The following is a 25,340-nucleotide window of genomic DNA, read 5'->3' as shown; positions in this document are numbered from 1 at the left end:
GCACGACGACGCCAAGAACGTCCGCATAACGGACGATTCGGCCACCAGAACCGCCACTCCTGTTTGGGTTCGCCCAACCGTGAACACCACGGAGCCGGATCCGGCGCCGAACCCTCCCCACAGCCTAGTTAGTGCGACGGTCCAAGGGCTCCCGGCAGGCCACGGTTGGATATGAAGTGGCGGGACAAGGTGGAGTGGTACCAGATGGCTTGCCGTGGCGTCTGCGCTTTGCGGCTTGTCGTTGGCGTCAACTGAATCACCACCAAGCAGCCTCAGAGCCCATGCAGGTGGACGAGAGTGTGATGCAAGCAAGGCAGTCGACATCTAGCTACGCCAATAAGGAGACTCGCCCTAACCGCCCCAAACCGAGGACGAGCCGGAGTGCCCGGTGATGATGCTCTGGTAGATCAGGAAAAGCCCGGCCAGCACGCCCGCGGTCAGGAGGGCGATCCTGATCGGTCGGGATTCCTGGAGGCCAGCCAGCGCGCGCACCCGCTGGGCCAGCGGCGCGTAGGTGGCTGCGAGCAAATCAACGCCACCACAACAAGGAAAACCACCGCGGTGTATTTGAAGATGTCACCCTGCCGGGCGTGTGCCTGGATCATGTCGGTGGCGCCCCGGGTGGCCTGCAGCTGCTCGCCCACCTGGGCCGTGATCAGGGACAGGGGAGCGAGGATCAGCGCAAGCACGCCCAGCGGCCACGCCAGGCGTGTGCCTGGATCATGTCGGTGGCGCCCCGGGTGGCCTGCAGCTGCTCGCCCACCTGGGCCGTGATCAGGGACAGGGGAGCGAGGATCAGCGCAAGCACGCCCAGCGGCCACGCCAGATAGTTCCGGGTCCTGGCGGCAAGGCCGTAGACGACGGCGCCCAGCCCGGCCAGCGGCCCGAAGACCACCACGGCGTGGACGAGAAGAATGTGGGCCGGAAGGCCGCCGATCATGATCACCGGTTGCTCCTTGCAGGACGGTTACCGCATGGCAGGACAGGTACTGCGTGCTGTCACGCTAGCACCAGGCAGAGGCCAAGGGCGCCAAGAACCAGACAAGAACTTGCCGTCCACAGAAGGGCGCCGATATCAGGTGCAGCGTTACGGCCGGAGGCCGTCGTTTGGGGGAACTTGGGGCGGCATACCCTCCCGCAGCGCCCCGTCCAGTTGCATTCGTGCGCCCATCTGAAGCGCAGTTGCGATCACGCCGAACAACAGGCCCAACGCGATCAGCGGGAAGTCGACGGTCGCGAACGGAAGGTCCACTACCTCGCGGGAGTCGATCTGGTCCGGCCCCGGAAGGCCCAGGGATTCTGCGGAAATCATGGTGGCCATCGACTCGAACATGCCCGGAAGCGCTGCCGCCGCTACAAATATGGACCCAACCACTACCAACGCAATCTGGCTCGACTTGGCGAACGGTTTGTACTGCAGAATGCGGCGGCAGACGAGGATCATCGCAACACAGATGGACACCATCACAAGGCTGCGCAACACTGCCGCCGCGGTCAGCAGCAGGCTGGCAGGCAGGGGCATGCCGTTCACCGTTAGCCAGGCCCGGTCATATGAGCCGGCCAGGACCCGGGGATTGCCTTCGGCCAGCTCCGGGAAGTAGCTGTTCGCAACCGAGACAGACAGCTCGGTGTCGCCCTGCCAGATGCCGAAGACCTGGAACCCAGCGAGGACAACCGAAATCAGAAGTCCGGCAAGGGACGCCCAGAGCAGGGCCGTCAGAGTCACGCGCTCCGCCCCTGACAGTTTCCCGGTGGCTGTCAGTCCATTCATGGCTTCCCCCAATGCTTGAGCGGCGGTCCCGTTCGTTCGGAACTATGCCGTGGAAAAGCTTATGCGCCGCCAAAAGCAAAGCGTTGCAGCGACGCCCGGAAGTAGCCGCCGTGCTTGACGCCCCTCGCGGCTTCCGCATATCCTGAACGAACGGTCGGTAAATAAATTCCCAGTTCGCACGTGAATGCATAGGAGCAACCATGGCATCGCAGAATCTGCAGCCAGTGCCTGAGGCACTGTCCCCGGAGGATCAGGAGCGGGCGGCACAGCTCGAGGCGGAGGGGCAGGCGTACTTTGACCGCGTCATGTCGGACGACTCCCGGATCGAGCCGAAGGACTGGATGCCTGCCGCGTACCGCAAGACCCTCCTGCGCCAGATCTCGCAGCACGCGCACTCGGAGATCATCGGCATGCAGCCGGAGGCCAACTGGATCTCCCGCGCGCCGAGCCTGAAGCGCAAGGCCATCCTCATGGCCAAGGTCCAGGACGAGGCCGGCCACGGGCTCTACCTCTATTCGGCCGCCGAGACGCTGGGCCAGAGCCGCGACAAGATGATGGACGACCTCATCGCCGGCAAGGCCCGCTACTCCTCGATCTTCAACTACCCGGCACTGACCTGGGCGGACATGGGTGCGATCGGCTGGCTGGTTGACGGCGCCGCCATCTGCAACCAGGTGCCGCTCTGCCGCGCGTCCTTCGGCCCCTACGGCCGGGCCATGGTCCGCATCTGCAAGGAAGAATCCTTCCACCAGCGCCAGGGCTTCGAGATCCTGCTGGAACTCTCCAACGGAACGCCCGCGCAGAAGCAGATGGCCCAGGACGCAGTGAACCGCTGGTACGCCCCGGCCCTGATGATGTTCGGCCCGCCGGACGACGATTCGCCCAACTCCAAGCAGTCCATGGCCTGGAACATCAAGCGCTTCAGCAACGACGAACTGCGCAGCCGCTTCGTCGGCATGATGGTGGAGCAGGTCAGGGTCCTCGGCCTCACCCTCCCGGACAGCGAAGTCCGCTTCAACGAGGAAACCAAGAAGTGGGAGCACGGCCCGCTGGACTGGGAAGAGTTCAAGGAAGTCCTCGCCGGCCGCGGCCCCTGCAACGCCCAGCGGCTTGAGCGCCGCCGCGAAGCGCACGACGACGGCGCCTGGGTTCGCGTAGCAGCGGCCGCTTACGCGGAAAAACAGCTGGCAAAACAGGCACGCAAGCACGCAGAAAAGGAATACGCAGCATGAACCCCAACGATGAGGTTTCGACAAGTTCAACCAGCGTCTGGCCGCTCTGGGAGGTCTTCGTCCGGTCCAGTCGCGGGCTGTCGCACGTCCACGCGGGCAGCCTGCACGCGCCGGATGCCGCCATGGCCCTGCGCAACGCCCGTGACCTGTACACCCGCCGCAACGAGGGCGTGTCCATCTGGGTGGTCCCGGCCGATGCCATCGCCGCCAGCGATCCGGACGCGAAGGGCTCGTTCTTCGAGTCCCCGCAGGGCAAGGATTACCGGCACGCCACGTACTACACCAAGAGCGAAGGAGTGAAGCACCTGTGACCCCGGAACAGACAGAGACCACAGGCCACGGCGACATCTCCGTGGGCGTCGCCGGCAGCGGTGACTCGTCCGCCAGCGCCACCCGCATCACGCCGGGGAACGCGCTCCGCCCGGAGGACATCGCGCTCGAGGTCCGCACCGGCCTGGTGAAGCCCTCCGAGGACGTGGCCGAGTACGCCCTGCGCCTCGGCGACGACGCCCTCATCCTGGCCCAGCGCCTGGGCCACTGGATCTCCCGGGCCCCCGAGCTGGAGGAGGACGTGGCCCTGGGCAACATCGCCCTGGACCAGCTGGGCCACGCCCGGTCCTTCCTCACCTACGCCGGGGGAGCGTGGGAGAAGAGCGAGGACGAGCTCGCCTACTTCCGCCGCGAGCACGAGTTCCGCTCCGCCCACCTGTTCGAGCAGCCCAACGGCGACTTCGCCGTCACCATCGCCCGGCAGTTCGTGGTGAGCTACTACCAGTTCGAGCTCTACCGCCGGCTGACCCAGTCCACCGACGCCACGCTCGCCGCCATCGCCGCCAAGGCCGTGAAGGAAGTGGACTACCACCGCGACCACAGCGCCCAGTGGATCCTGCGTCTCGCGCAGGGCACCGAGGAATCCCGCCAGAAAATGATCCATGGCCTGAAGCTGGTCTGGCCGTACGTCGCCGAGCTCTTCGCGGATGATGAGCTGGCCACGCGCCTGGCTGAAGCCGGTGCCGCCGTCGAGCCTTCCAGCCTGAAGGCGGACTTTGACCGCCTCACCGGCGAGGTCCTGGCCGAAGCCGAGCTGGAGGTGCCGCAGACGCCGGCAGCGCCGGGCGGCGGACGCCGCGGCAAGCACTCCGAACACCTGGGCTACATCCTCGCCGAGATGCAGGTGCTGGCCCGGGAGCATCCCGGAGCAAGCTGGTGACCGCCGTGGCCATGTACGTATCGGACTTCGAAACCGTAGCCGGACCCACCGCGGAGGAGAAGGCCTGGGCCATCGCCGCCACGGTCTGCGATCCGGAAATCCCCGTGCTCACCATCGAGGATCTGGGGATCCTCCGCAGTGTCCGGCTGTTCGACGACGGCGGGCTGGTGCCCGCCCTACAGGTCACCATCACGCCCACGTACTCGGGCTGCCCCGCGATGGACGCCATCCGCGACGACCTCAAGGCCGCCTTCCAGAAGGAGGGCTACCCCAGCGTCCATGTGGAGCTGGTGCTGGCCCCGGCCTGGACCACGGACTGGATGACGGACGCCGGCAAGGCCAAGCTGCGGGAGTACGGCATCGCCCCGCCCAGCGGCAGGGCCGCGGCCGGGGGACACTCCGGGCCGGTCCGGCTGGGCCTGGCCGTGAAGTGCCCGCAGTGCTCGTCGCTGAACACCAAGGAACTCACCCGCTTCGGTTCCACCTCCTGCAAGGCGCTGTACGTGTGCCAGGACTGCAGGGAACCGTTCGACTACTTCAAAGTCCTGTAAGGAATCTCCCATGCCCGTTGTCCGCCAGACTGCCGCCGAATCGGCGCAGGCCACCGGCCGCCGTCGTCCGTCCTTCCACAGCCTCACCGTCGCGGAGGTGCGCCGGCTCACCGAGGACGCCATTGAGGTGACCTTCGCGGTGCCGGCCGAGCTCGCCGGGCATTTCGACTACCTGCCGGGCCAGTACGTGGCCCTGCGCACCACGCTGCCGGATGAGACCGGCGAGCCGAAGGAAATCCGCCGCAGCTACTCCATCTGCGCCGAGCCGCGGAGCTTCGCGGACGGCAGCAGCGAGATCCGGGTGGCCATCAAGAAGGACCTGGGCGGGCTGTTCTCCACGTGGGCCAACGCCGGGCTGAAGGCCGGGGACACGCTGGACGTCATGAGCCCCATGGGCGCGTTCGTGTCCAAGCACGGCCGGGACGGCCAGGCCGTGGAGCAGAACGTGATGAGCTCGATGAACCGCCCCCAGGAAATGGCAGGCGAGCTCGCCGGGCAGCCGGGAAGCTTCGTGGCGATTGCCGCGGGCTCGGGCATCACGCCGGTGATCGCGATCGCCCGCACGCTGCTGGCCGCCAGCCCCGACACCCGGTTCGACCTGATCTACGCCAACAAGGCCGCCATGGACGTGATGTTCCTGGAGGAGCTCGCGGACCTGAAGGACAGGTACCCGTCGCGCCTGGCGCTGCACCATGTGCTGTCCCGCGAGCAGCGGATCGCGCCGCTGCTGAGCGGACGGATCGACGCCGAGAAACTCCGGGCGCTGCTGGGCACCGCCATCCACGCGGATGACGTTGACGAGTGGTTCCTGTGCGGGCCGTTCGAGCTGGTGCAGCTGTGCCGGGACACCCTGGCCGAGCGCGGCGTGAAGCCCGAGCACGTCCGCTTCGAGCTGTTCACCTCCGGCAAGCCGGACCGCCCCGAGGGCAACGCGGGCAGGCCCGTCATCGAGGACGAGTCCAAGGAGACGTTCAAGATCACGTTCAAGCTGGACGGCCTGCAGGGCGACGTCACCAGCCCGACGCACGCCCGCGAGTCCATCCTCAACGCGGCGCTGCGCGTCCGCCCGGACGTGCCGTTCGCGTGCGCCGGGGGAGTGTGCGGCACGTGCCGCGCCAAGGTGGTCGCCGGCACCGTGACCATGGACGAAAACTACGCGCTGGAGCAGGATGAACTGGACAAGGGCTACGTCCTGACCTGCCAGTCCCACCCAACGAGCAAAGAAGTCACGGTCGACTTCGACGTGTAAGTTTTTCCCGAACATCCGGTCTCAACACGAGGAGCCCAATGATCTCCCTCTCCATCGCCAACGGCATCGCCGAAGTCGTCCTGAACGCCCCGCACAAGCTGAACTCCCTCGACGAGCAGGCCCTCAGGGATTTAACACAGGCGTACGACGACGCCGCTGCCGCCGCCTCGCGCGGTGAGGTGCGGGCGCTGCTGCTCAGGGGAGAGGGACGCGCCTTCTGCGCGGGCCGGGACATCGCCGGCGTGACGCCGGAAAACGACGACGCCGAGGCGTACCTGGGCGGGCTGGTTCAGCCGCTGCTGCAGAAGATGAGTGCCTTCCCGGCACCGACGTTCGCAGCCGCCCAAGGTGCGTGCCTGGGCGTCGGCCTGGGGCTGCTGCTGGCCACGGACGTGGTGTACGTGGCGGAGAACGCGAAATTCGGGTCGCCGTTCGCCAAGCTGGGGGCGACGCTGGATTCGGGCGGCCACTGGTACTTCACCGAGCGGCTGGGCATGCACCGGACGCTGGACCTGATCTACACGGCGGAGCTGATGACAGGCACCGAGGCGGTGGCGAAGGGCATGTTCAGCCGTGCCATGCCTGCGGACGAACTGCTCGACTCCACCCGCGCCATCGTGGCCAAGGTGGCCACCGGCGCGACGGGCGCGTTCAAGGCCAGCAAGGAGCTAGTGGCGCACATCCGCGACCAGCGCCTGGGTCTGTGGGCGTCCATGACGGAAGAGAACGCCGAGCAGGCCAGGCTGTGCAAGAGCGAAGACTACGCGGAGGGCTTCAGGGCCTTCCAAGAAAAGCGAGAACCGCAGTTCAAGGGGTAGTCGCTGGTTGAGCTTGTCGAAGTCAGCCTTCCGAAACCGCGGGTCGAAATCAGCCTCTCGACCCCCACTGATTGAGCTTGTCGAAATCAGCCCGTCTCAACCAGTCCTCCAACACACCCAAAACCCAAATACCCAGCATCGCCCCACTCGTATTCGCCACAATATCCATGGCACTCGGGACCCGGTCATGCAGAAACAGCAGCTGCCCCAGTTCCATCCCGCAGGAAACTAGGAACGCGGCGAGGACAATCCGTCCACGGTGGAAGGCTGGAAATGCCAGTGTTGCCAAGGCCCCGATCGGCGCAAACATGAGGATGTTGGACGCGAACTCCACGAAGTTGTAGTTGATCAGTTGGGGGAGGCTGGCCTGGTGCAGGGCAAACAGCACCGTCTGGAGCCGGCCCGCGACTGGCCGGTCTACCGGCGTTGGCCAGAATGCCACTACGGCGAGCCCAACGAGGTAGACAGCCAGCAGCACGCGCGCCGCGCTTTCTGCGTTCGATTGCCCCCATTTGCCCATAGATACGAAGCTACGCGCACCAGCCTGCGGGACCGAAATCTTGAGCTTGAAATTTCGCATTTTGCGAGTCAATTTATAGAGTTCGTCCATGAATACATTGGGGAATCAAGTTCGTAAGGCAGTTATTCCGGCAGCCGGTTTGGGCACGCGTTTCTTGCCTGCCACCAAGGCGATGCCGAAGGAAATGCTGCCGGTGGTGGACGCACCGGCCATTCAGTACGTAGTCGAGGAAGCCGTGAACGCCGGCCTGACCGACGTGCTGATGATCACCGGCCGCAACAAGCGGGCACTGGAGGATCACTTCGACCGCGCGCCTGCCCTGGAGCGCACCTTGGAACTCAAGGGCGACCAGGCGCGCCTGGACGCCGTCCAGCACGCCTCCGGACTGGGACCCATCCACTACGTACGCCAGGGCGAGCCCAAGGGCCTGGGGCATGCCGTCCTGTGCGGCCGCCAGCACGTCGGGGACGAGCCCTTTGCAGTTCTGCTAGGCGATGACCTTATCGACGAGCGTGACGAGCTTCTCACGACGATGATGGAGGTCCAGGCGAAGACCGGAGGTTCGGTGATTGCCCTGATCGAAGTGGAGCCGTCCCAGATCAGCGCCTACGGCTGCGCGGACATCTCCGCCATACCGGGGGAGGACTACGTCCGCGTCAACAGCCTCGTGGAGAAACCGTCAATTGACGAGGCTCCATCGAATCTGGCCGTCATTGGCCGCTACGTTCTACACCCGGCCGTGTTCGACGTTCTGGAGAAGACCGAACCTGGCCGTGGCGGCGAGATCCAGCTGACGGATGCTCTGCAGACGTTGGCGGCCGGCGAAGGGGAGGGATCCGGCGTGTACGGTGTAGTGTTCCGCGGCCGCCGCTACGACACTGGCGACAAGCTCAGCTATCTGAAAGCCGTGATCACTCTGGCCACCGAACGCGCGGAATTCGGGGAGGACCTGAAGTCCTGGATGAAGGAATTCAACGGCTAAATCCAACAAAATCCAACGAAGAATGCCCGTCGCGAATCTCGCGTCGGGCATTCTTGTCTGTTAGTTAGCCCGGACCCGTCGGGACGGGGTCAAGCAAAGAGGCGGTTGCTTCTCCGGAAGTCCGGAGAAGCAACCGCCTCTCGTAATGCTTTTGAAGCTGGTGCTTAGGCAGAGGCCTCAGCGTTGGCACGGCGGCGAACTACTACCACCGAGGCAGCACCGGCTACCAGTGCGCCGCCACCAACCAGCGACCACAGGATGAGGCTGGAGTCCGCACCCGTGTTAGCGAGGCCGGCGCCGGTGCTACCACCGGCGTTGGGCAGGGCAGCTGCGGCTTCGCCTGCGACCGTGACGGTGACCGGGTCGCTGGTGAACCCGGAGTTAACGCCGGTCGCAGTTATCGTGTAGGTGCCAGGTTCGCTGATGGTCAGCGGGATTGCGACTGCACCTGCAGCGTCAGCGGTTGCGTTGATCTCCTGTGCTGCCAGGAGAACACTGATCTTACTGGGTACTGAGCGGCTTGCACCGCCGGCGATGCTAGCGCCAGTTGCCGCCGGAGCGGCGCCCGGCGTTACCCGGATGATCAGGGGTTCGCCAGCAAAGAACCCCCTGGCGGAGAAGGTGAAGGCTTCGCCGGGTCCAACAACGCCATCAGAAACGGCGGCGTTGGCCGGCGGTGCCGGGTAGTTGGCGGCAAAGGCCGGAGCGGTGCCGGTGAGTGCGATGGTTCCTGCAAGCGCGAGCGCAGCAATAGACTTCTTCAATTTGTCCCCCTGAGACCTTATAACACGGATGTCACATTATTGTGGAGATTCCCCATCCCCATGTGACCGTGGGGTGAATCTCGTTGTCTTGCCCAAAAAGAGATTATCACCCTAGTAGGGGTGACTCCAAAGTGAATCCAGACACTTTACATACTGTTAATGCATTGGCTATGCAGCCGGCACGCATTTCGCGGGAACCGTGTCCAAAACCACGTCCTTAAGCGCTTGTACGGTTGGTGTCACGGATAGTTGAGGCTCGGTGTGCTGCACTATCTTGTCGAAAGTAAATTCGACGGTGCTGCTTTGGCCAGGACCGAGGCGAACGGTGACTGACCCGACTGGTCGGCCGCTGTGCCTATGAGATGCGAAAGCTGACTTCTTGCCGGCCACGTACACCGTTTCGACGTTCGACTGGACGGGGCCGTAAGCGACGATGTTTGTCTGGACCGTGCCTTCAGGTACTCCGAAGACGCCGCCGCCAGTCACATACGAGGGCAGCGAAGTGGCGGCGTCCGCCGGTGCGTTGTTCGTGCTGGTCACGCGGACTTTGACCCGTACGTAACCGTCATCGGTGCATTCCGTCACCAGCTGAGCGGTTCTCTTTACGTAGTAATCCATCTTTGCGCCCGTGCCATCGTTGAAATAGACGCCAAATTGTGCGGGAGAGATGCTTGGGCCCGCAACGGATCCACTGAGCTGATATTTCGCAAGCACTCCCTGTTCATTGGGCGCGCTCGACCACAGGAGAACGCGTCCCTCGGATGTTCCCCGAGCTAAACCTTTGACAAGGTCCTTTGCATCGCCCTTACCGCTGGATAGGGCGCTGAAGATTTCCTGCGCAACTCCTGCGAAATACGCATCTTGCAATTTGGGCTGCTCGATCTTGGCATAGACGTCGGAGAGCAGGGTCGGCACAACGTTTTTGCCGTTCAGTTCAGTCGGCAAGCCGCCACCGGCCAAGGCAACTAGCTCTGGCTGGCTGATTTTGATCGGGCCTGTTGCTTCCAACATGTAGCCGAGAGCAACCGGATCTATGGACAGTACCCCGTCAACCCGTTGCTTTGTCTTTCTTTCCCACATCGCCTGGGCGGTGGCGGCGGCGGTTGGGAAGTCAGGAGTCAGATTTACGTCCTGCATGTACTTACCGATGCGGGTGGAGTAGATCTGCCTCTGTTCGGCGTCTACGGTCAACGTTGGTGACATGACCCCAACGCTTCCGGCGCTGCTTTGTGGACCGAGTGTCAGCTTGCCCTTGTCCACAGTCAGCACCGCTAGCGCACCTGGGATTCCGCCAGATGCGCGCGCTTCGGCGTTGTTCTGAATCATGAGCAAATAATTGCGAGGGCCGTCGGCCCCCAACATAACCGGAGCGAGCTGGGAGGCGTCGGCTGCATCATCAAGGGCGCCGGTAACGGCGTTCAACTGTTCTTTTGCCCGGAGGACAGGTTCGGCAATTTGTGGCAGCAGGCTACCAAGTTCTATGCTTTCAAGTCTTTCTGCCGAGACGCGGACGGCATGGGCGGCGGATGAAACGCTCGGGGCTGCTTTCCTCAGAGGTTCCAAGCTCCTACCTGAATTGCGCGGAAGCAAGCTGTCCCACTCTAGGGAACCAAGCACTTTTACTAGCGGAGATAGTCCCAGGTTGGCAACGTCGTCTGCCGACCGGGCAACCTCAGCCACAGCCCCAAAATTTCCCCCGAGTCCAGGTAGGGCAGACGCCAAAGTCCAAAGAGGATCTCCCGCTGATTCGCGGGCGGCGGCCGTGTGTGAGCGTAGAACTAGGACTGTCTCTGCTGCTGCATTTGGTTGGTCGGAGGATATCTCCTCCTTCAGTTGCGGAATGAGCTGTGTTGCGGCCTCGAGCTCGCTCTTGATGGTTTCGGCCTTGACGCCGAGCCAAACGGCCGAAACCAACGTTACGACGAACATTGCAGCAACCGATGCCGCAATGATCAATCGTCTGCGGCGACGCCGGCGGAGGCCGGCGGCACCATCGGGGATTCGCATGATGCTCCCTCCATCGCGGGACCTTGAGGCCTCGAGAGTTTCTGTCATCGACTAAGGACGTCCGAGGCCTCGATAGCTCCAGCCCGCTGCCCGCCATTTTGCGGGATCAAGGATGTTGCGGCCATCGAGGATGCGAGGTGCTGCGACAATGGCACCGAGTTCGTAGGGGTCGAGGTCACGATACTGTTGCCACTCAGTGAGAAGTAGTAACGCATCAGCTTTTGCAAGCGCCCTGGTGGTATCCGGTTCGTACTGTAGCTCCGGAAACCTCTTGGCCGCGTTGGCTAGTGCCTTCGGATCCGTCACCGTGACCACTGCACCTTGCAGCTGCAGTTGAGCGGCGATGCTGAGGGCGGGCGAGTCTCGGACATCGTCGCTTTCCGGCTTGAAAGCGGCTCCAAGCACTGTGATGCGCTTGCCAAGTAGGGTCCCGTCGCACAATTCACGCGTCAGTTCAACGACGCGAGTTCGGCGTCGCATATTGATGGCGTCCACCTCGCGGAGGAACGTAAGAGCTTGATCTGCTCCGAGCTCGCCGGCCCGGGCCATGAAGGCACGGATGTCCTTCGGGAGGCACCCTCCCCCGAACCCGATTCCTGCATTGAGAAATTTCCTGCCAATGCGGTCATCCAGACCGATGGCATCCGCCAAACGAGTCACATCGGCGCCGGCAGCCTCGCAAAGTTCAGCCATGGCATTGATGAACGAAATCTTGGTGGCCAAGAATGAGTTTGCGGCGGTCTTGACCAGTTCTGCAGTGGGATGATCTGCGATCAGCCGGGGAGTGCCAGCCGACAAGGGCACAGCATAGACCTCGTCCAAGATGGCTACTGCAGGATGCTCTTCCGAGCCATCTTGAACGCCATAAACGAAGCGATCGGGACTTAGCGTGTCAGCGACGGCATGACCCTCGCGGAGAAACTCCGGGTTCCAAACCAAGTGCGCCTCAGGTTGATGGTCTTGGACATAACCGGACAAGCGGGCTGCGGTGCCGACTGGCACAGTTGATTTGCCCACCACGACGTCTCCGGGGGCAAGGTGCTCAAGAAGGCCCTGGGTGGCGGCGTCCACGTACCTCATATCGGCCCCATTCTCCCCCTTCTTTTGTGGTGTTCCTACGCAAATGAAATGCACACTGCTTCCGGCAGCGGCGGACATATCCGTTGTGAACGACAAGCGACCAGTTGCTTGAACTTCCTCAAGTAAAAGATCGAGTCCCGGCTCGTAGAAGGGGGACCTCGCTGCAGCCAGTGCGTCAATTTTTTGCTGATCCACGTCAATTCCGACGACGTCGTGCCCGAGCTTAGCCATGCATGCGGCATGAACCGCTCCGAGATAACCACAGCCGATTACTGAAATACGCATAATTGTTGCCTTTCCGTACCAGGATGTTGCGGCATTTGGCCGCGGACGTTGAAGCGGATCCTGGTCAGACCGCACCGGTGCTTGCAAATACTGCCTTGAAAGTCTTGAAAAGTATCAATACGTCGCCCATGAGCGACCAGTTCTCCACATAGTAGAGGTCGAGTCGGATGCTTTCTTCCCAGCTCAAATTTGAGCGTCCGCTCACTTGCCAGAGGCCGCTCATGCCAGGGCTGACATAGAGCCGGCGGTGGGCGGCGTCGTCGTATAGGGCGACCTCGCCCTCACGTTGAGGACGTGGGCCAACAAGGCTCATACTCCCGCCGATAACGTTCAGTAGTTGAGGAAGTTCGTCCAAGGAATACTTGCGCAAAACTCGGCCTAATGCTGTTATTCGGGGATCATTCTCAATTTTGAACAGTGGGGTCTCCCCCGATCCCTGTGCCGCCAATAGGGCATCAAGTTCGGCGTCCGCGTTGACCTTCATTGATCGAAATTTGAGCATGTTGAAAGTCGTACCGCGCAGACCAATCCTCTCCTGCCGGTAGAAGACAGGACCAGGATCGGTGAAGCGGACAAGAACCGCCAATACAAGGAAGACGGGGGAGAGGAGGGCCACTAGCATCCCCGCAATGGCCACATCAAACGCCCTCTTGGCAACCTTCTTGCCTCCGGTAAGTTTGGGCGTGGAAACGTGGATCAGAGGAAGGCCAGCCACAGGCTGCGTGTGTATTCGTGGTCCCGCCACGTCCGTAAGCGCCGGAGCCAAGATCATGCCGATGTCTCTTGCCGCTAATTCCCAGCCCAGTCGTCGAAGATCCTGAGGGTGCATATTGACTCCGGCGGACACGGCAACCGCATCAACGTCCGTGGATAGAATCACGCCCAAGATTGCTTCGAAGTCGGTGTCAACGCCAGTTACTGGAACCGTGATCCCAGAAAGACTACGAGCTTCTGGGATAGCCCCAGGCAGGTGGGCGGCGACCGGCAAGTATCCCGCATCGGGAACGCTGCGCAGGGAGCGAACCAAATGCGCTGCAGAATACGGTCCGCCGATAATCAGCACGCGTGAACTGCTCTTGCCGCGCCGCCGTTCGAGGCTCAAGTGTTGACGAACGAGCCAACGGGCAACGATTAGTCCAAGCGCGCCAGCCGGGAAAGCGAGCCCCACGAATCCTCTGGCCGTATCAATTCGCAGCGCATACGACACGACGGCAACGACGCCGAAAAGCCATGCTGAGCTGGCTATGACCCGCTTGTATTCCTCAGATCCGGAGCCGAGCACGCGAGCGTCCCTGGAACCCCAAAATTCCAACATCAGCCACCAAGCCATCACAAGAACCGCAGATAGCAGCAAATAGTCAACGTCTCGTGATCCGGTAGTAGTGACGTCGGTGAATCCGAATCGAACTCCGTAAGCACCAGCTACGGCCCAGGCCACAACTCCGGCGTCGATAAGCCTGAGCCGAGTTGAGTACTTGCGCCTCCACGGCTCTTGTGCGCGCGAAGTTTCCACCTTCTACCCCCCATGTACTGAATGACCCAGCATCGGTCCGTGACTGACCTGCATCGGTCTGAATAATACTTGGTCACGGAAGCCGGACGAGACCGAAAGGCTGCCTCAAGCTCGAGATACGGCACGTCGCCCGTCTAAGAAGCGCCAGCGGGATATGACTTACAGGGCCCCAAACAGGCATTTATGACAATTTTCGTCAACAAATGTTGCGAGTCACTCTGGTGGCGGCCGGATGGTGGTGACCCTCGTCACGAGGCGCAGTGGTCTCCTTCTAAGGGCGGACATTCCTGAGAGTATTACGTCATGGCACTTCTTGAAAAACTCGTTTACGCCGTCCGACTGCCGTTGTTTGGACGCGCCGCCACCATTCTGACTCGCGCCTTGGGTGTGAACATTCCACCCAGCGTGAACATAGGCGAGGACCTGGGCTTGCCTCACGGTGCTGTTGGGCTCGTAGTCCATGAGCGATCGCAGATTGGAGCCCGCGTTAAGTTGTATCAAGGCGTTACGTTGGGACGATCGGATACACATTTAGCACCGGAGCACACAAATCCTGGCGGAGGAATCCAAGTCGGAGATGACGTAATCATCGGAGCCAACTCGACGGTACTCTTCCGGTCGGGGGAGGTTTTGAGCATCGGTGACAGGGCCGTCGTGGGAGCAAACTCTGTAGTACTGCGCAGTATTCCGGCCGGCGAGATATGGGCTGGCAACCCAGCCAGGCGTGTGTCGACGCGCTAGTGGTGTTCTGGAGGCATTGGAGCCCACCCACCCAGAATGCCAGCTCGTCCTAGATTGCTAGTTTCTTTTTTTACTCATCATTGCACCAGCTAGACTGTCGGGGACCACACGAATAAACGCTGTGCCGGAAGTGCCGACTGGTGCCATCTGCGTGCGGCGCAACAGGGGGACCCGACATTGGCTGTACATGATTACCTACTTATGGTGCGGCGAAATTGGCTGATCGTCGTTGCCTGCACCCTTGTTGGGCTCGGATTCGGCGGTGCGGCGTCCTTGTTGGTCAAGCCAACGTACACTGCTGAGACCCAATTGTTCGTTGCGATCCAGGGAACTGGCTCCGTGCAGGAACTTCAGCAAGGCAATACGTTCAGTCAGGCTCGTGTCCAGTCCTACGTCAAGACGGTTGTTACGCCGATCGTACTCCAGCCCACAATTGACAAGCTTGGCCTCACAATGTCATCGGAGGAGCTTGCAACCAAGGTCAAAGCAAGTACAGATCTCAACACTGTCCTGATCAACATCGCGGTGTCCGACACTTCTCCCGTTCAGGCGGCAGCCATAGCTCAAGCGGTAGCGGATAGCCTCGTGGCAGCTGTTGAGTCTCTGGAAAAGCCGAAAGCGGGCGGATCGTCGCCGGTGGGGCTTTCCGTTATTACGCCAGCAGCAGCGCCCACCAGTCCCTCCGCCCCTAACACGAGATTGAACTTGCTTGTAGGACTCATCGGGGGAATGGCTGTCGGCCTAGGCGCCGCTGCACTGCGTTCCGCGCTGGACAAACAGCTTCGGGGAGAGAGCGACGTTCGGCGCATCACGGATGCGCCCATTCTCGGACGCATCGCCTTTAGTCAAGACGCCTCAAAGAATCCGTTGCTCACGCAGGCTCCACTTCAGGGACCTCGCGCAGAGTCCTACCGCCAACTCCGCACGAACATGCAGTTCGCCAGCGTTTCAACCGTCTCGCGAAGTGTGGCAGTGACCTCGTCAATGCCAGGTGAAGGCAAGAGCACTACGGCTACTAACTTGGCCATTGCTTTGGCTCAGTCGGGCCAGGCAGTCTGTCTGGTAGATGCCGACCTGAGAAGACCAATGGTTAGCGAATACCTAGGACTCGACAGGAACGCAGGACTCACGACTACCCTCGTCGGCGCAGCGGACGTCAATGACTTGCTCCAACCATGGGGTGACGGAAATCTTTACGTTTTGACCTCGGGACAGATACCGCCGAATCCCAGCGAGCTCTTGGGTTCAGAAGAGATGAAGCAGCTTTTGATTAGGCTTGAGCAGGCATTTGACGCCGTGATAATTGATGCTCCTCCGCTATTGCCTGTAACCGACGCCAGTGTTCTTGCCCAGCAGGTGGGAGGCGTCTTGGTTGTGGTTGGATCCCGAAAGATCAAGCAGCATGACCTGGAGAAATCGTTGGGTGCGCTTGAGTTGGTAGGAGGGAAACTACTAGGAGTGGTCCTCAACCTGCTCCCCAGCAAAGGCCCGGACGCCTACTCGTATGAGTACCGGGCCTATGATGCGCATGAAAACTCTCCCAAGAGCTCCGCAGGGATGCGACGAGGCGTCTCGCCCAGCCGAGACAACGGCAGGAAGTCAAGATCAGACAGCCAGCCTTTGAAGCCCGGGGGCGGCCACTCCAATCCTGTAGGGGCGATGCCCGGCTCTGACACCCGTCGGTAAGGTCCGTTCTAGCAATTTGGCTTAGATCAGCGGTAGCCGCCCAATCGATGGAAACTGAACGGCGCGCAACGGGACTTGGCGTGGTATCGCTGAGAGACCATTCTCCACTTGGCGCCTGGGCGCAATAGCTCGTCCACCCCATAACGATTCGGGCAGACAATAATTGGAAGCGACGAAAATGGCCACTGCGACTCGAACGCAATCTGGTAGACGGTCTTCTTTTCACGTCATAACAATGACGTTGGGTAACCTCATCGGACCAGTGTCGACGCTTCTCTGTGCTCCGATACTGGCATATCAGCTGGGGGTACAAGGCCGCGGTGAATTGGCCGCGTCTACTATGCCGCTCGTTCTGCTAAGCGCTTCCCTCACCCTGGGCTTGCCCGAGGCTCTTACCTACCGCCTCGGCCGCTTTGCTGGAGAGAGTCGGCAAGCGCTCAAGATGGCGACCCTCGCTCTATCCATTTCAGGAGCCATCGGCGCCGTTGTCTTGCTTCTCTTGGCTCCGTGGCTTGCGACGGATTCACCCACCGTCATCGACCTCGTTCAGCTCTCGGCACTTGCCGCGATTCCAACTGTAGTCCTATGGGGGCTTCGGGGAACGGCCCAAGGACTACAACAATGGGCGACGCTGAACATGGAAAAAGCTGTAACCGGCCTCGTGCGGCTCGGGGGTATCGCCGGTTTGGCCATCTCCCAGTCTTTGACCGTTCACAGCGCATTTCTTGTCATAGTGGGTGCACCCATTCTTGGCTACGTGGCCTACATAAAGATGCTTCGCCGCATGCCGGCAGGCGGACCGAAGCGTGATGGATTGCTCCGCAAGATGAGTTCGTTCGGAAGTAAAGTATGGCTGGGATCGATTGCTGGAATATTGATCACCCGGCTAGACCAGGTGCTAATCCTGCCACTGTCCTCGGCCGAACAACTTGGGTTGTATGCTGCAGCCGTCAACGTTGGCGACATACCATTTTTCCTGACGGCCGCCTTCGGCAGCATTATCCTCGCAAAAGAAAGTTCCGACTCCTCTAATGGGCGAGTTGAATTCGCTTCAAGAGTCCTCTTCACCGTAGTCCTGGTTGTCACAGCAGTTGTTGCCGCGACCAGTCATCTTTGGTTCGGGTTTCTGTTCGGACCAACGTTCGCCGAGGGTTCGAACACGGCGGTTGTATTGTTGCTCGCTGCCTTGGTATCAGCTCCGGGAACTATTGCAGGATCTACGCTCACCGGTAGGGGCCATGCGCACGACAGAAGTGTTGCATTGGCGGCGGGCCTCATCGTCAATGTTGGACTGCTGCTAGGTCTCGTTCCCACCCTTGGGTCGCTTGGTGCCGGTTTAGCAACCCTGGGTGGGATCGTGATGGTGACGTCGGTCAGCCTCGTTCAGCTTTGGATGAGGCTGGGCATTAATCCAGGAAGAATGATTATTCTCCGGCGGTCTGACCTGAGGAGGCTCAATGCGGAGCTTCGACGACGTAAAAGTGACGCTCGCTGAATTTTTTGTTGTGTACTTATTAGGTTTCGTTTAAGGGGGCATCTATGTCTGGAGTCTTGGTTCATGAGTGGCTAGGTCAGACAGGGGGCGCAGAAAAAGTCCTCGACGTTCTGGCAGAAATATACCCCGATACTGACATCTATTGCCTTTGGGATGACACCGGTCGGCGCGAACGGCGCCACCTTCGTGAATCCTTACTTGCGAAGACTCCCCTGAGGCGCAGCAAAGCCCTGGCGCTGCCGTTCATGCCTTTCGTCTGGCGCCAGTTGACCTCGGATAAAGACTATGACTGGATGTTAGTGAGTTCACACCTGTTTGCGCACCACGCTCGGTTCAGGGGAAGAAACGCAGGTGTTCCTAAGTTTGTTTACGCGCATACGCCAGCCCGCTACATTTGGGAACCCGAGCTCGATGAACGTGGAAATAATGTTTTGATTAGGACCGCGAGTCAGGTTTTTCAAGCTCTAGATCGAACTCGATCCAAGGAACCTTTATCAATAGCAGCAAACAGCATGTTCGTAGCCGCTCGAATCGAAAGATGCTGGAACCGCGAAGCGCAGGTCATCTACCCACCCGTTGACGTCTCCCTGATTCGATCGACGGAAGACTGGACGAGCGCTCTTGGAGATGGGGAGGAGATTCAATTGGCGGCGCTACCTAGTGAGTTTGTGCTTGGCGCTTCCCGTTTCGTTGGTTACAAGAAACTCGACATTGCAATTCGCGCCGCGGAGCTCGTAGGACTGCCGGCGGTTATCGCTGGATCTGGTCCAGATGAAGCTCAGCTACGCGAGCGAGCAGCTTCGTCATCTGTTCCCGTAACTTTCATAGTCCATCCAAGCGATCACATGCTGTTCGCTCTCTACCAAAAATGTAGCGTGTATGTTTTCCCTCCAATCGAGGACTTCGGCATCATGCCAGTGGAAGCGGCCGCAGCCGGGGCGCCCGTTGTGGCGAATCGAGTCGGCGGAACGTCAGAAACTGTTTGGGACGGGGAGTCGGGCTATCTGGCCGCCATGGACGATGACCAGGATCTAAGATCAGCCGTTGAGCGCGCCATGTCATTGGACCGATCGAAAATCGCGCCTACGTCTTCGCGATTCTCAACCGAGAAGTTCCGCCAGAACATATTGGACTGGATCCCTTCAGGTCCGTTTGCTACGCATGACCACATGGAACGGGGCTAGGGTAATGCTGTACGTAGATCAGCGATGGCAGGGCAGGCATGGCATCGGAAGATTTGCCCTAGAGGTATCGAGCAGGCTGGCTATCGGCTATGAGTCTCTCACGAACTTTGGAACACCATCTTCTCCGTTGGATGTGGTTTCCCCGGCTAGATTGCGGTTGCGCGCAAGTGATGTGGTCTATTCACCCGGATATAATGCCGGACTGACTAGAGCCACCCAGATCCTTACCCTTCATGATCTTATTCACCTTCACTCGGAAAGTCGGAGAGCGCGGTTACTCAAGTCGTATTATGAGCTCGTCGTCAGGCCCACGGTAACCCGCGCCGGATCGGTTTTCACAGTTTCAAGGACATCAGCCAACGTAATCGAAGAATGGCTAAGCGACCCCTCAGTCCAAGTTGTGAACGTTGGTAACGGATGTTCAGACATTTTCTCGCCCTTGGGAGACGCGGCTTCAATTCAGCGTCCATATTTCTTGTACGTTGGCAATCTAAAGCCTCATAAGAACTTCGATGTGCTTTTAGAGGCCCTAAGGAAACGTCCGGAGCACAGCCTGGTTGCGATTATTAACGATAAGGCGAACGCCGAGGCGGCCATAGAGTTGTCTGGGCTAAGCGCGCAAGCGCGGGTTGTATCGGGAGTATCTGATATTGAACTGGCAGAACTATACCGCGGTTCAATTGGGCTGTTGATGCCATCTCTGACGGAAGGGTTTGGCTTGCCTGCCGTTGAAAGCCTTTCCTGCGGCCGCGCCGTGGCCTACTCAAAGACATGCACCAGTGTTGCTGAAATAGTTGGTGACTTTGGCGTAGCCGTCGAATACGGTATTGACGCGGAAGAATGGGCCAATGCCATGGACACTCTTGCCGAATCCGAATTATCCTTCACACACCCTGATGGAGAGTGGCGGAATCAGTATAGATGGTCAAATGTGGCCTGTAATGTGAGCAATCACCTTATGTCGGTTCAATCCCTTAATGCGCGGAATGTCTAAAATGAAAATTCTGTTTCTAAGTCATACGCCTGATAATGGCGTCTTCAAGGTCGGAAGCCACCACCTAGCCCGCGAACTGTCGAAGGCTTCCTTGTCTGTTGCGCATATCTCTACTCCCCGTTCGCTGGTACACAAGGCTCTCGGTAAGGGGGCAAGCGGCGTAGGTGATACCGGAACTCTGGATGAGTTCGGCACACTGCACGTTGTGCCAAATCTCATCTTGCCAATCCAGTTTGCAAAAGCCGGTCGAGCACTTGGCGACATAGTGAAAAGGTTCGGTTTCGATGACGCCGACTACATATTAGTTGACCAGCCCCTGATGGCGGGTTATGTCGAGTCCAATCGGCCCAGAGGCAAAGTGGTGTATCGTCCCACTGACACCTACAGCACGATACCAGCCGCCTCACGTCAGTCGCGTTTAGTCAACGCCGCCGATGGCGTGATCGCGACGTCGGCCGCAGTCCTTCAGGGCTTGAAGCTTCCCGACGGAGTTCCGCGTATGGTGCTCGAGAATGGCGTTGAACTGGCACGTTTCATGCAGAAGAGTCAATTTGAGAGATCGGGATTCATATACGTCGGTGCAGTCGACTATAGGTTCGATTGGGAGAGCGTGCTTACCGTTGCTGAGGCAAACCCTACCGAGAGAATAGAGATAATCGGACCAGTTTCTCGTAGTCGAGATCATCTGCCGACTAACATATCCTTACTTGGATCCGTCCCGTATGAAATGGTGCCGAGTTATCTGAACCGTGCGCGAGTAGGACTTATACCGCTGAACGCCACCGACGTGAACCAGGGTCGAAGCCCTATGAAATACTACGAATACTTGGCCTCCGGACTCAGCGTCCTCGCCACTTCGACCCCATCGCTCCGAGAGCGCCATACTTCGCAGACATTCTTATTCCACGGACCTGGAGACGTGGGTGCCCTGTCAAAGGCTGCACTAAGCGCTGCTTCGCCCAACCTGCGCGGGTTGCAAGAATCCACGGAGCAGGACTGGTCTGCGAAGGCGTCGACGTTGCTGTCATTCCTAAAATCGCTTTAAGGGAGTAGCGATGAGAAGACGTTCAATAGAACTGTCGGTGGTAGCTGCCTTTGTCGTGCTTTTGATTTCCCGATCCGTCATTCTGCCTCCCTGGGCGTCTCAGGTTGCACCTTTGCTCGCTGGCGTTTTGATATTCGCGGGAACAGTGCCACACATCCGCCAGTTCAGAATTCCACAAGCCACTCTGTGGGTTTTTGCGCTAGTCGCTACGTACGTTGCGGCTAGCGCCGCATCAGGTATCACCGACAACTTCATCAAGTCGCTCAGTATCGGTTTTTTGTGGTTTATGGCATTCTTTGTTGGAATTAACGTTGACGACCGCGAAAAATCTCGTTTTTACAAATCAATATTGATTTTCGCGGCTCTAGAAACCGGTTTGGCTGTTTGTGAAACACTTATCGGATCGGCTGACATAAGAACGCTGTTGGCTGCTACTCAAGATGGTACGTATACGGTCCGACCCAACACCATCCTAGGACCATGGACGAATAGGGCTCAGGGGACAATTGGTTACCCTATCCCACTGGGACACTTTTTGGCTATTGCACTAGCCGTTGTTATTTTCTCCGCTCTTCGCTTATCAACGTTGCAGCGGGTTCTCGGTGGGCTGGTCCTTTTTGGTGGAATATTACTCACAGGCACACGCTCTGGAATTGCCGCGGCCGTCGCCTTGATTGCTGCGGGCGTATTGTTTACACAACGGGGCAAGTATTCCGGCCTACGCTTCTTAGTAATTGTAGTCCTAGGTGCTTTTGCGTTAATTGCGGCAGTTACCTTGCTTGATGAGGATCAACTTGCCTCTGACGGATCTTTTACCCATCGTGTCGGCGTTCTAACATCAATAGGGGAGATTCTTCGTTTACCGGCGGAGAGGGTCCTATTCGGTTCGGGGCTTAATTCGCACGAGGGCCTGTTCGAATTGGGCTATCTGGGAACGAATGGCACTTTTGCTGTGGACAATGGGTTCGTGACGCTCCTGATCTATGCTGGCATTTTTGGGCTTGGAAGTTTCTTTATAATCACGGGTCTGGCCTTAAGGCGCGGAACTCCCGATGAAGTTGCGATCATCGCGGGTTCTCTTACTTTCTCAATGACATATGATTTCGTTAATTGGCACTTGCTGGCGACGCTCTTTTTTGGGGTGGTTGGTTTAGCTTTGAGTCGAGAGCCCAATGGTTCCTTGAAGGAACATTCAAAAAACCAATACTCCATGAAGCGTGAGACATGAATAATAACAATGAGTTGAGATTTGTTGCCACAACGAGTTTTGAAGGCGGGGCTGAAAAGTATATCGCGTCATTGGCGGAGTTGTTTGCTGCCGCCAAGCATCCAGTTCGTCTTCTCGGCGACCTTCGAACTTGGCCAGGCGGATTGCCTCATTGCTCCCTAGGCGCCGGCCCAAAATGGAGCCTGAGGACACTGCCTTTGGGGCTCTGGCGCCTCATTGGAGAATTGCGTACATTGCGGAAGAGTACGGCGGGGCTAGGACCGGGCGTCTATCACTTGCACTTCAAGCGCGAGCAAATTGGCTTTTCGAAGCATCTGAGTTCTCTTGGGAGAGTCGTGTGGACGGAACATGGAAGGTTCCCCACCGGCCCATTCGGCCTGATCATTCGGCCGTTCTATCGGCACGCTTCGAAGCGTGTCTCAACAGTGGTTTGTGTTTCGGACATAGTTGCCCGGGACATAGCACGTTTCGTGGCGGATCCAGCCGTGATCGAAGTTATCGACACTGCTGTCGATCTTTCGAAATACTCGGTGCCGACGGAGGAGTTCCGCCAGCGAGTGCGCAGAGAGTTGGGCTTGGATGATCGTCCTGTGGCTGTGTACGTCGGCCGTATTGAGCCGAATAAGCGCCCCGCGTTGGCCATCCGAGGGGCTTTGGAGGCCGGTGCCCAAGTCCTTGTCGCCGGATCAGGCTCTCAGCTTCTTCACCTGGCTGATGTTTTTGGGTCGGAGGAGGACGTTCACTTCCTCGGCCAGTTGGACAATGCCTCTCACATTTTTGCCGTCGGTGACGTCCATATTTTCTCATCAACGGGGGCGGGGGAGGGATTTCCGACTGTTATCATCGAGTCAGCAGCCTGTGGCCTTCCGACGGTAGCAACTGCGGACGCTGGCTTCGGAAAGGCCGTCGAATCCGCCGGGGGATATTCGTGCGAGCCGACTGCCGGCGACGTCGCAGCTGCCGTCAAGGAGATCCTTGCAGATCTCCCGCCCCGTAGGGTTGCAGCACGGAACTGGGCAGAGTCTCGCGATCAGGCGACTTGGAGGGATCACTACGGTCGAGTCCTTTTCGGCGCGGCAGGGCGCTGAGAGGCGGACTCGGTCGGGCCAAAGCGCGTGATCGAGGCACTGATATGGTCAGTCGCCCTTCGTTCATCATTTATTTGCCAGCGCCTTATTCGCACTAATGAACAGCAAATCGGCAGACATCAAATTGATCGGCTTGCTGACTAAGTGCCGTCGATCCCTCATGACTCCAAGCCTTGAGCCAAAGTTGTAAACTCCGTACCGTAGAGACGGTTGCCGGTCCAATCGCTGGCTTGGACCAAAATATGTAGGCCAACGCGCTGCGGCCTTCATCCGGTTCGAAGTTTGAGCCCATGACTGGTGACGTCCACGCGCCGGAGCGTTGCTGGCGGCGGAAGGCACGTCCCGATTTTCCGTCGAATTGATCGGCCATGCGCTGGACAAAGTCCAGACGGTCTTGGGCTAGAAGTCATTCCGTCTGTGACCTGACTTTATGCCGGCTGCGTTCCACTTCCTCGGCCGTCCGCCAGCGTCAGGCGTGCCCAGCCTAGGACAGTTTCAATTGGTTATGACGCGGTGGGACTCGGCGGGTTTTTTGAATGCTTTTCTGCTGTCAAAGCGACGTCTGAGTAGGGAGGCCGGCCTCTCAATTACATACCAACTGATCGTTGCAGCGAGCAATGTGGCGACGATGGATGCACTGCCTTGGAAGAAGCTTAGAGGTCTTTCGCCAAACCAGTTGGCAATGGGGTAGTTCCAGAGATAAGCGGCGTAGGACACGGTACCCAACCAATGGAGCGGTTTTAAGAAGGCGCTCGGGAGGCGAACCCACGACTTACATTCGAAGATTATCGCCACGGAGCACAGTGCGATTAGCGGCCCGAGCGCCAGGTAAGTGCCGGGCCAATCTTTGGCTTCCGGAGCGAAACTCAACACAGATAGGATCGCGACGGCAACGATTGCAAACGTCCTGGAAGTCTTTCCAGTCAAGAACGCGCCAACTTGAACTTCCCTGAGCCTGGCTAGGGCGCCAATCAACATGGCGGCAACCCACGACGTAGGCAGGCTGTATATCTTGTAGGTCTCGGGAGATACAACGACAATGGAGGCTGCACAGATCCCGAGTGCCGCTAGGATACTAATGCAAGTCATCAGATCTGCTTTAGCCCGTCTAATTCCAAGTGCAAGAGCTATCGGCCAGAGCAGGTAGAACTGCTCTTCCGTAGCCAGCGTCCAGAGGTGGCTCAGGGCGCCGCTGCCGTGATCGATGCCCGGAACATTCATCGTGTATGTCAGCCCGACAATAATGGATTGTCCGATGAGATGACGATCACCCAAGAGGTTCCAGAGACCTTCTATCACTGCGAAACCCACGAGCATGAACGTTAGGGCGGGCATGAGGCGAAGCAACCTGTGGACATAGAATCGTTGATAACGGACTTTGTCGAAATCCCGGATGTCTCGCTCCAAAAGCCCTGTAATCAGGTAACCGCTGAGAGCGAAAAAAACAACAACGCCGACAATCCCAGCTAGGCCAAAAGTCTCCGGCCAGGCATGTCGTAGGAGCACCAGCAAAATCGCGAATCCACGAATCGTGTCCAGTCCTTGAATTCTTCTGCTGTGAACTGGGACGGTACTCAGAGCCGTCATACTGTTTCCCCCCGTTGAAGCTGTATTCTGCCGTTTGGCTGGGCAGCCTCGATCCATTGACTTAGATTCTATCCGGGACTGTCGGGAAGTTCCCAACCTCACGCTAGTCGCGCTCCGGCTCGCTTTACATGTTCCACAGGTTTCCGTTTGAAGTGTCTGGCTATCCACACTGGTTGATGCCGCACGGAATGGTTTGTTCTTAGCGGTCCTTCTTGACGTCCTGGCCGCGACAAACGAGGTGTGAGTAAGTCGGTATTCCTGACACTTTCAGAGCCGAGCTGCCAAGGTGGTCATTAGACGAGCCGCTTGG

Annotated in this window: 24 protein-coding genes; 15 read left to right on the top strand and 9 right to left on the bottom strand. The window is 59.2% G+C overall.

Going from position 1 to position 25,340, the window contains the following annotated elements; translation table 11 throughout:
• Positions 1 to 351 precede the first annotated feature (351 nt).
• The 3 genes from J7I89_RS07350 to J7I89_RS07340 form a co-directional block, all read right to left on the bottom strand.
• A complete protein-coding gene (locus J7I89_RS07350; protein WP_214968690.1) occupies positions 352 to 528 on the bottom strand; it encodes a hypothetical protein in 177 nt (58 codons plus the stop codon).
• 148 nt (positions 529 to 676) lie between these two features.
• The gene (locus J7I89_RS07345) at positions 677 to 946 is read right to left on the bottom strand and encodes a hypothetical protein (RefSeq protein ID WP_214968688.1); all 270 of its coding nucleotides are present in this window, start codon (positions 944 to 946) and stop codon (positions 677 to 679) included.
• A 141-nt stretch (positions 947 to 1,087) separates the two neighbouring features.
• Entirely contained in the window at positions 1,088 to 1,771 is a 684-nt protein-coding gene (locus tag J7I89_RS07340) for a hypothetical protein (protein ID WP_214968687.1), read from the bottom strand.
• 200 nt (positions 1,772 to 1,971) lie between these two features.
• Here J7I89_RS07340 and paaA point away from each other — a divergent pair, with 200 nt between their 5' ends.
• The 6 genes from paaA to J7I89_RS07310 are packed head-to-tail and all read left to right on the top strand — an operon-like array spanning position 1,972 to position 6,831.
• The gene (gene paaA, locus J7I89_RS07335; protein WP_214968685.1) at positions 1,972 to 3,003 is read left to right on the top strand and encodes a 1,2-phenylacetyl-CoA epoxidase subunit PaaA; all 1,032 of its coding nucleotides are present in this window, start codon (positions 1,972 to 1,974) and stop codon (positions 3,001 to 3,003) included.
• Entirely contained in the window at positions 3,000 to 3,314 is a 315-nt protein-coding gene (paaB, locus tag J7I89_RS07330; RefSeq protein ID WP_214968683.1) for a 1,2-phenylacetyl-CoA epoxidase subunit PaaB, read from the top strand. The genes paaA and paaB overlap by 4 nt, the downstream gene beginning before the upstream one ends.
• Complete coding sequence (paaC, locus tag J7I89_RS07325) at positions 3,311 to 4,213, top strand: 1,2-phenylacetyl-CoA epoxidase subunit PaaC (RefSeq protein WP_214968681.1); 903 nt, start codon at positions 3,311 to 3,313, stop codon at positions 4,211 to 4,213. Before paaB ends, paaC begins: the two co-directional genes overlap by 4 nt.
• A gap of 11 nt (positions 4,214 to 4,224) precedes the next feature.
• Positions 4,225 to 4,764 (top strand): 1,2-phenylacetyl-CoA epoxidase subunit PaaD, encoded by a 540-nt coding sequence (gene paaD, locus J7I89_RS07320; RefSeq protein ID WP_214968742.1) that lies wholly within the window; start codon positions 4,225 to 4,227, stop codon positions 4,762 to 4,764.
• 10 nt (positions 4,765 to 4,774) lie between these two features.
• Positions 4,775 to 6,013, top strand: a complete 1,239-nt coding sequence (paaE, locus tag J7I89_RS07315) for a 1,2-phenylacetyl-CoA epoxidase subunit PaaE (protein WP_214968679.1) — start codon at positions 4,775 to 4,777, stop codon at positions 6,011 to 6,013.
• Positions 6,014 to 6,051: 38 nt separating this feature from the next.
• Positions 6,052 to 6,831 carry an enoyl-CoA hydratase/isomerase family protein gene (locus J7I89_RS07310; protein WP_214968677.1) on the top strand — a complete coding sequence of 260 codons (780 nt, stop codon included), beginning with the start codon at positions 6,052 to 6,054 and terminating at the stop codon, positions 6,829 to 6,831.
• Between the two features lie 49 nt (positions 6,832 to 6,880).
• On the opposite strand, the gene J7I89_RS07305 is transcribed toward J7I89_RS07310, so the two are convergent.
• On the bottom strand, positions 6,881 to 7,441 hold the full coding sequence (locus J7I89_RS07305) for a VanZ family protein (protein WP_214968675.1): 561 nt from the start codon (positions 7,439 to 7,441) through the stop codon (positions 6,881 to 6,883).
• On the opposite strand from J7I89_RS07305, the gene galU reads away from it, so the two are divergent.
• Positions 7,440 to 8,333, top strand: a complete 894-nt coding sequence (gene galU / locus J7I89_RS07300) for a UTP--glucose-1-phosphate uridylyltransferase GalU (protein ID WP_214968673.1) — start codon at positions 7,440 to 7,442, stop codon at positions 8,331 to 8,333. The genes J7I89_RS07305 and galU overlap by 2 nt on opposite strands.
• Positions 8,334 to 8,497: 164 nt before the next feature.
• On the opposite strand, the gene J7I89_RS07295 is transcribed toward galU, so the two are convergent.
• The 4 genes from J7I89_RS07295 to J7I89_RS07280 form a co-directional block, all read right to left on the bottom strand.
• The gene (locus tag J7I89_RS07295; RefSeq protein ID WP_214968672.1) at positions 8,498 to 9,097 is read right to left on the bottom strand and encodes an LPXTG cell wall anchor domain-containing protein; all 600 of its coding nucleotides are present in this window, start codon (positions 9,095 to 9,097) and stop codon (positions 8,498 to 8,500) included.
• Positions 9,098 to 9,265: 168 nt separating this feature from the next.
• Entirely contained in the window at positions 9,266 to 11,104 is a 1,839-nt protein-coding gene (locus J7I89_RS07290; protein WP_251045037.1) for a DUF4012 domain-containing protein, read from the bottom strand.
• Between the two features lie 51 nt (positions 11,105 to 11,155).
• Positions 11,156 to 12,469, bottom strand: a complete 1,314-nt coding sequence (locus J7I89_RS07285; protein WP_214968670.1) for a UDP-glucose/GDP-mannose dehydrogenase family protein — start codon at positions 12,467 to 12,469, stop codon at positions 11,156 to 11,158.
• 64 nt (positions 12,470 to 12,533) lie between these two features.
• Positions 12,534 to 13,922 carry a sugar transferase gene (locus J7I89_RS07280; RefSeq protein ID WP_374102005.1) on the bottom strand — a complete coding sequence of 463 codons (1,389 nt, stop codon included), beginning with the start codon at positions 13,920 to 13,922 and terminating at the stop codon, positions 12,534 to 12,536.
• Between the two features lie 363 nt (positions 13,923 to 14,285).
• Between J7I89_RS07280 and J7I89_RS25910 the strand changes: the two genes are divergently transcribed.
• The 8 genes from J7I89_RS25910 to J7I89_RS07240 all read left to right on the top strand — a co-directional run bounded on the left by J7I89_RS25910 (position 14,286) and on the right by J7I89_RS07240 (position 23,443).
• A complete protein-coding gene (locus J7I89_RS25910; protein ID WP_214968667.1) occupies positions 14,286 to 14,723 on the top strand; it encodes a DapH/DapD/GlmU-related protein in 438 nt (145 codons plus the stop codon).
• A gap of 201 nt (positions 14,724 to 14,924) precedes the next feature.
• On the top strand, positions 14,925 to 16,409 hold the full coding sequence (locus J7I89_RS07270; protein WP_374102004.1) for a polysaccharide biosynthesis tyrosine autokinase: 1,485 nt from the start codon (positions 14,925 to 14,927) through the stop codon (positions 16,407 to 16,409).
• 178 nt (positions 16,410 to 16,587) lie between these two features.
• A complete protein-coding gene (locus tag J7I89_RS07265; RefSeq protein WP_308159825.1) occupies positions 16,588 to 17,904 on the top strand; it encodes a polysaccharide biosynthesis C-terminal domain-containing protein in 1,317 nt (438 codons plus the stop codon).
• A gap of 44 nt (positions 17,905 to 17,948) precedes the next feature.
• The gene (locus J7I89_RS07260; protein WP_214968661.1) at positions 17,949 to 19,088 is read left to right on the top strand and encodes a glycosyltransferase; all 1,140 of its coding nucleotides are present in this window, start codon (positions 17,949 to 17,951) and stop codon (positions 19,086 to 19,088) included.
• A gap of 400 nt (positions 19,089 to 19,488) precedes the next feature.
• Positions 19,489 to 20,082, top strand: coding sequence for a glycosyltransferase (locus J7I89_RS25760; RefSeq protein ID WP_214968659.1), 594 nt, complete (start codon positions 19,489 to 19,491; stop codon positions 20,080 to 20,082).
• A gap of 1 nt (position 20,083) precedes the next feature.
• Positions 20,084 to 21,127 (top strand): glycosyltransferase, encoded by a 1,044-nt coding sequence (locus J7I89_RS07250; RefSeq protein ID WP_214968657.1) that lies wholly within the window; start codon positions 20,084 to 20,086, stop codon positions 21,125 to 21,127.
• Positions 21,128 to 21,137: 10 nt separating this feature from the next.
• Entirely contained in the window at positions 21,138 to 22,355 is a 1,218-nt protein-coding gene (locus J7I89_RS07245) for an O-antigen ligase (protein WP_214968655.1), read from the top strand.
• Positions 22,352 to 23,443, top strand: a complete 1,092-nt coding sequence (locus J7I89_RS07240; protein WP_214968653.1) for a glycosyltransferase family 4 protein — start codon at positions 22,352 to 22,354, stop codon at positions 23,441 to 23,443. The genes J7I89_RS07245 and J7I89_RS07240 overlap by 4 nt, the downstream gene beginning before the upstream one ends.
• A gap of 495 nt (positions 23,444 to 23,938) precedes the next feature.
• Here J7I89_RS07240 and J7I89_RS07235 read toward each other — a convergent pair whose 3' ends face one another.
• A complete protein-coding gene (locus J7I89_RS07235; RefSeq protein WP_214968651.1) occupies positions 23,939 to 25,030 on the bottom strand; it encodes an acyltransferase in 1,092 nt (363 codons plus the stop codon).
• Positions 25,031 to 25,340 lie beyond the last annotated feature (310 nt).

It is taken from the genome of Arthrobacter sp. ISL-5 (assembly GCF_018613835.1).
Lineage (GTDB): Bacteria > Actinomycetota > Actinomycetes > Actinomycetales > Micrococcaceae > Arthrobacter.
The sequence above is the reverse complement of the archived record's forward strand: the minus strand, read 5'-3'. Positions and strand labels throughout refer to the sequence as shown.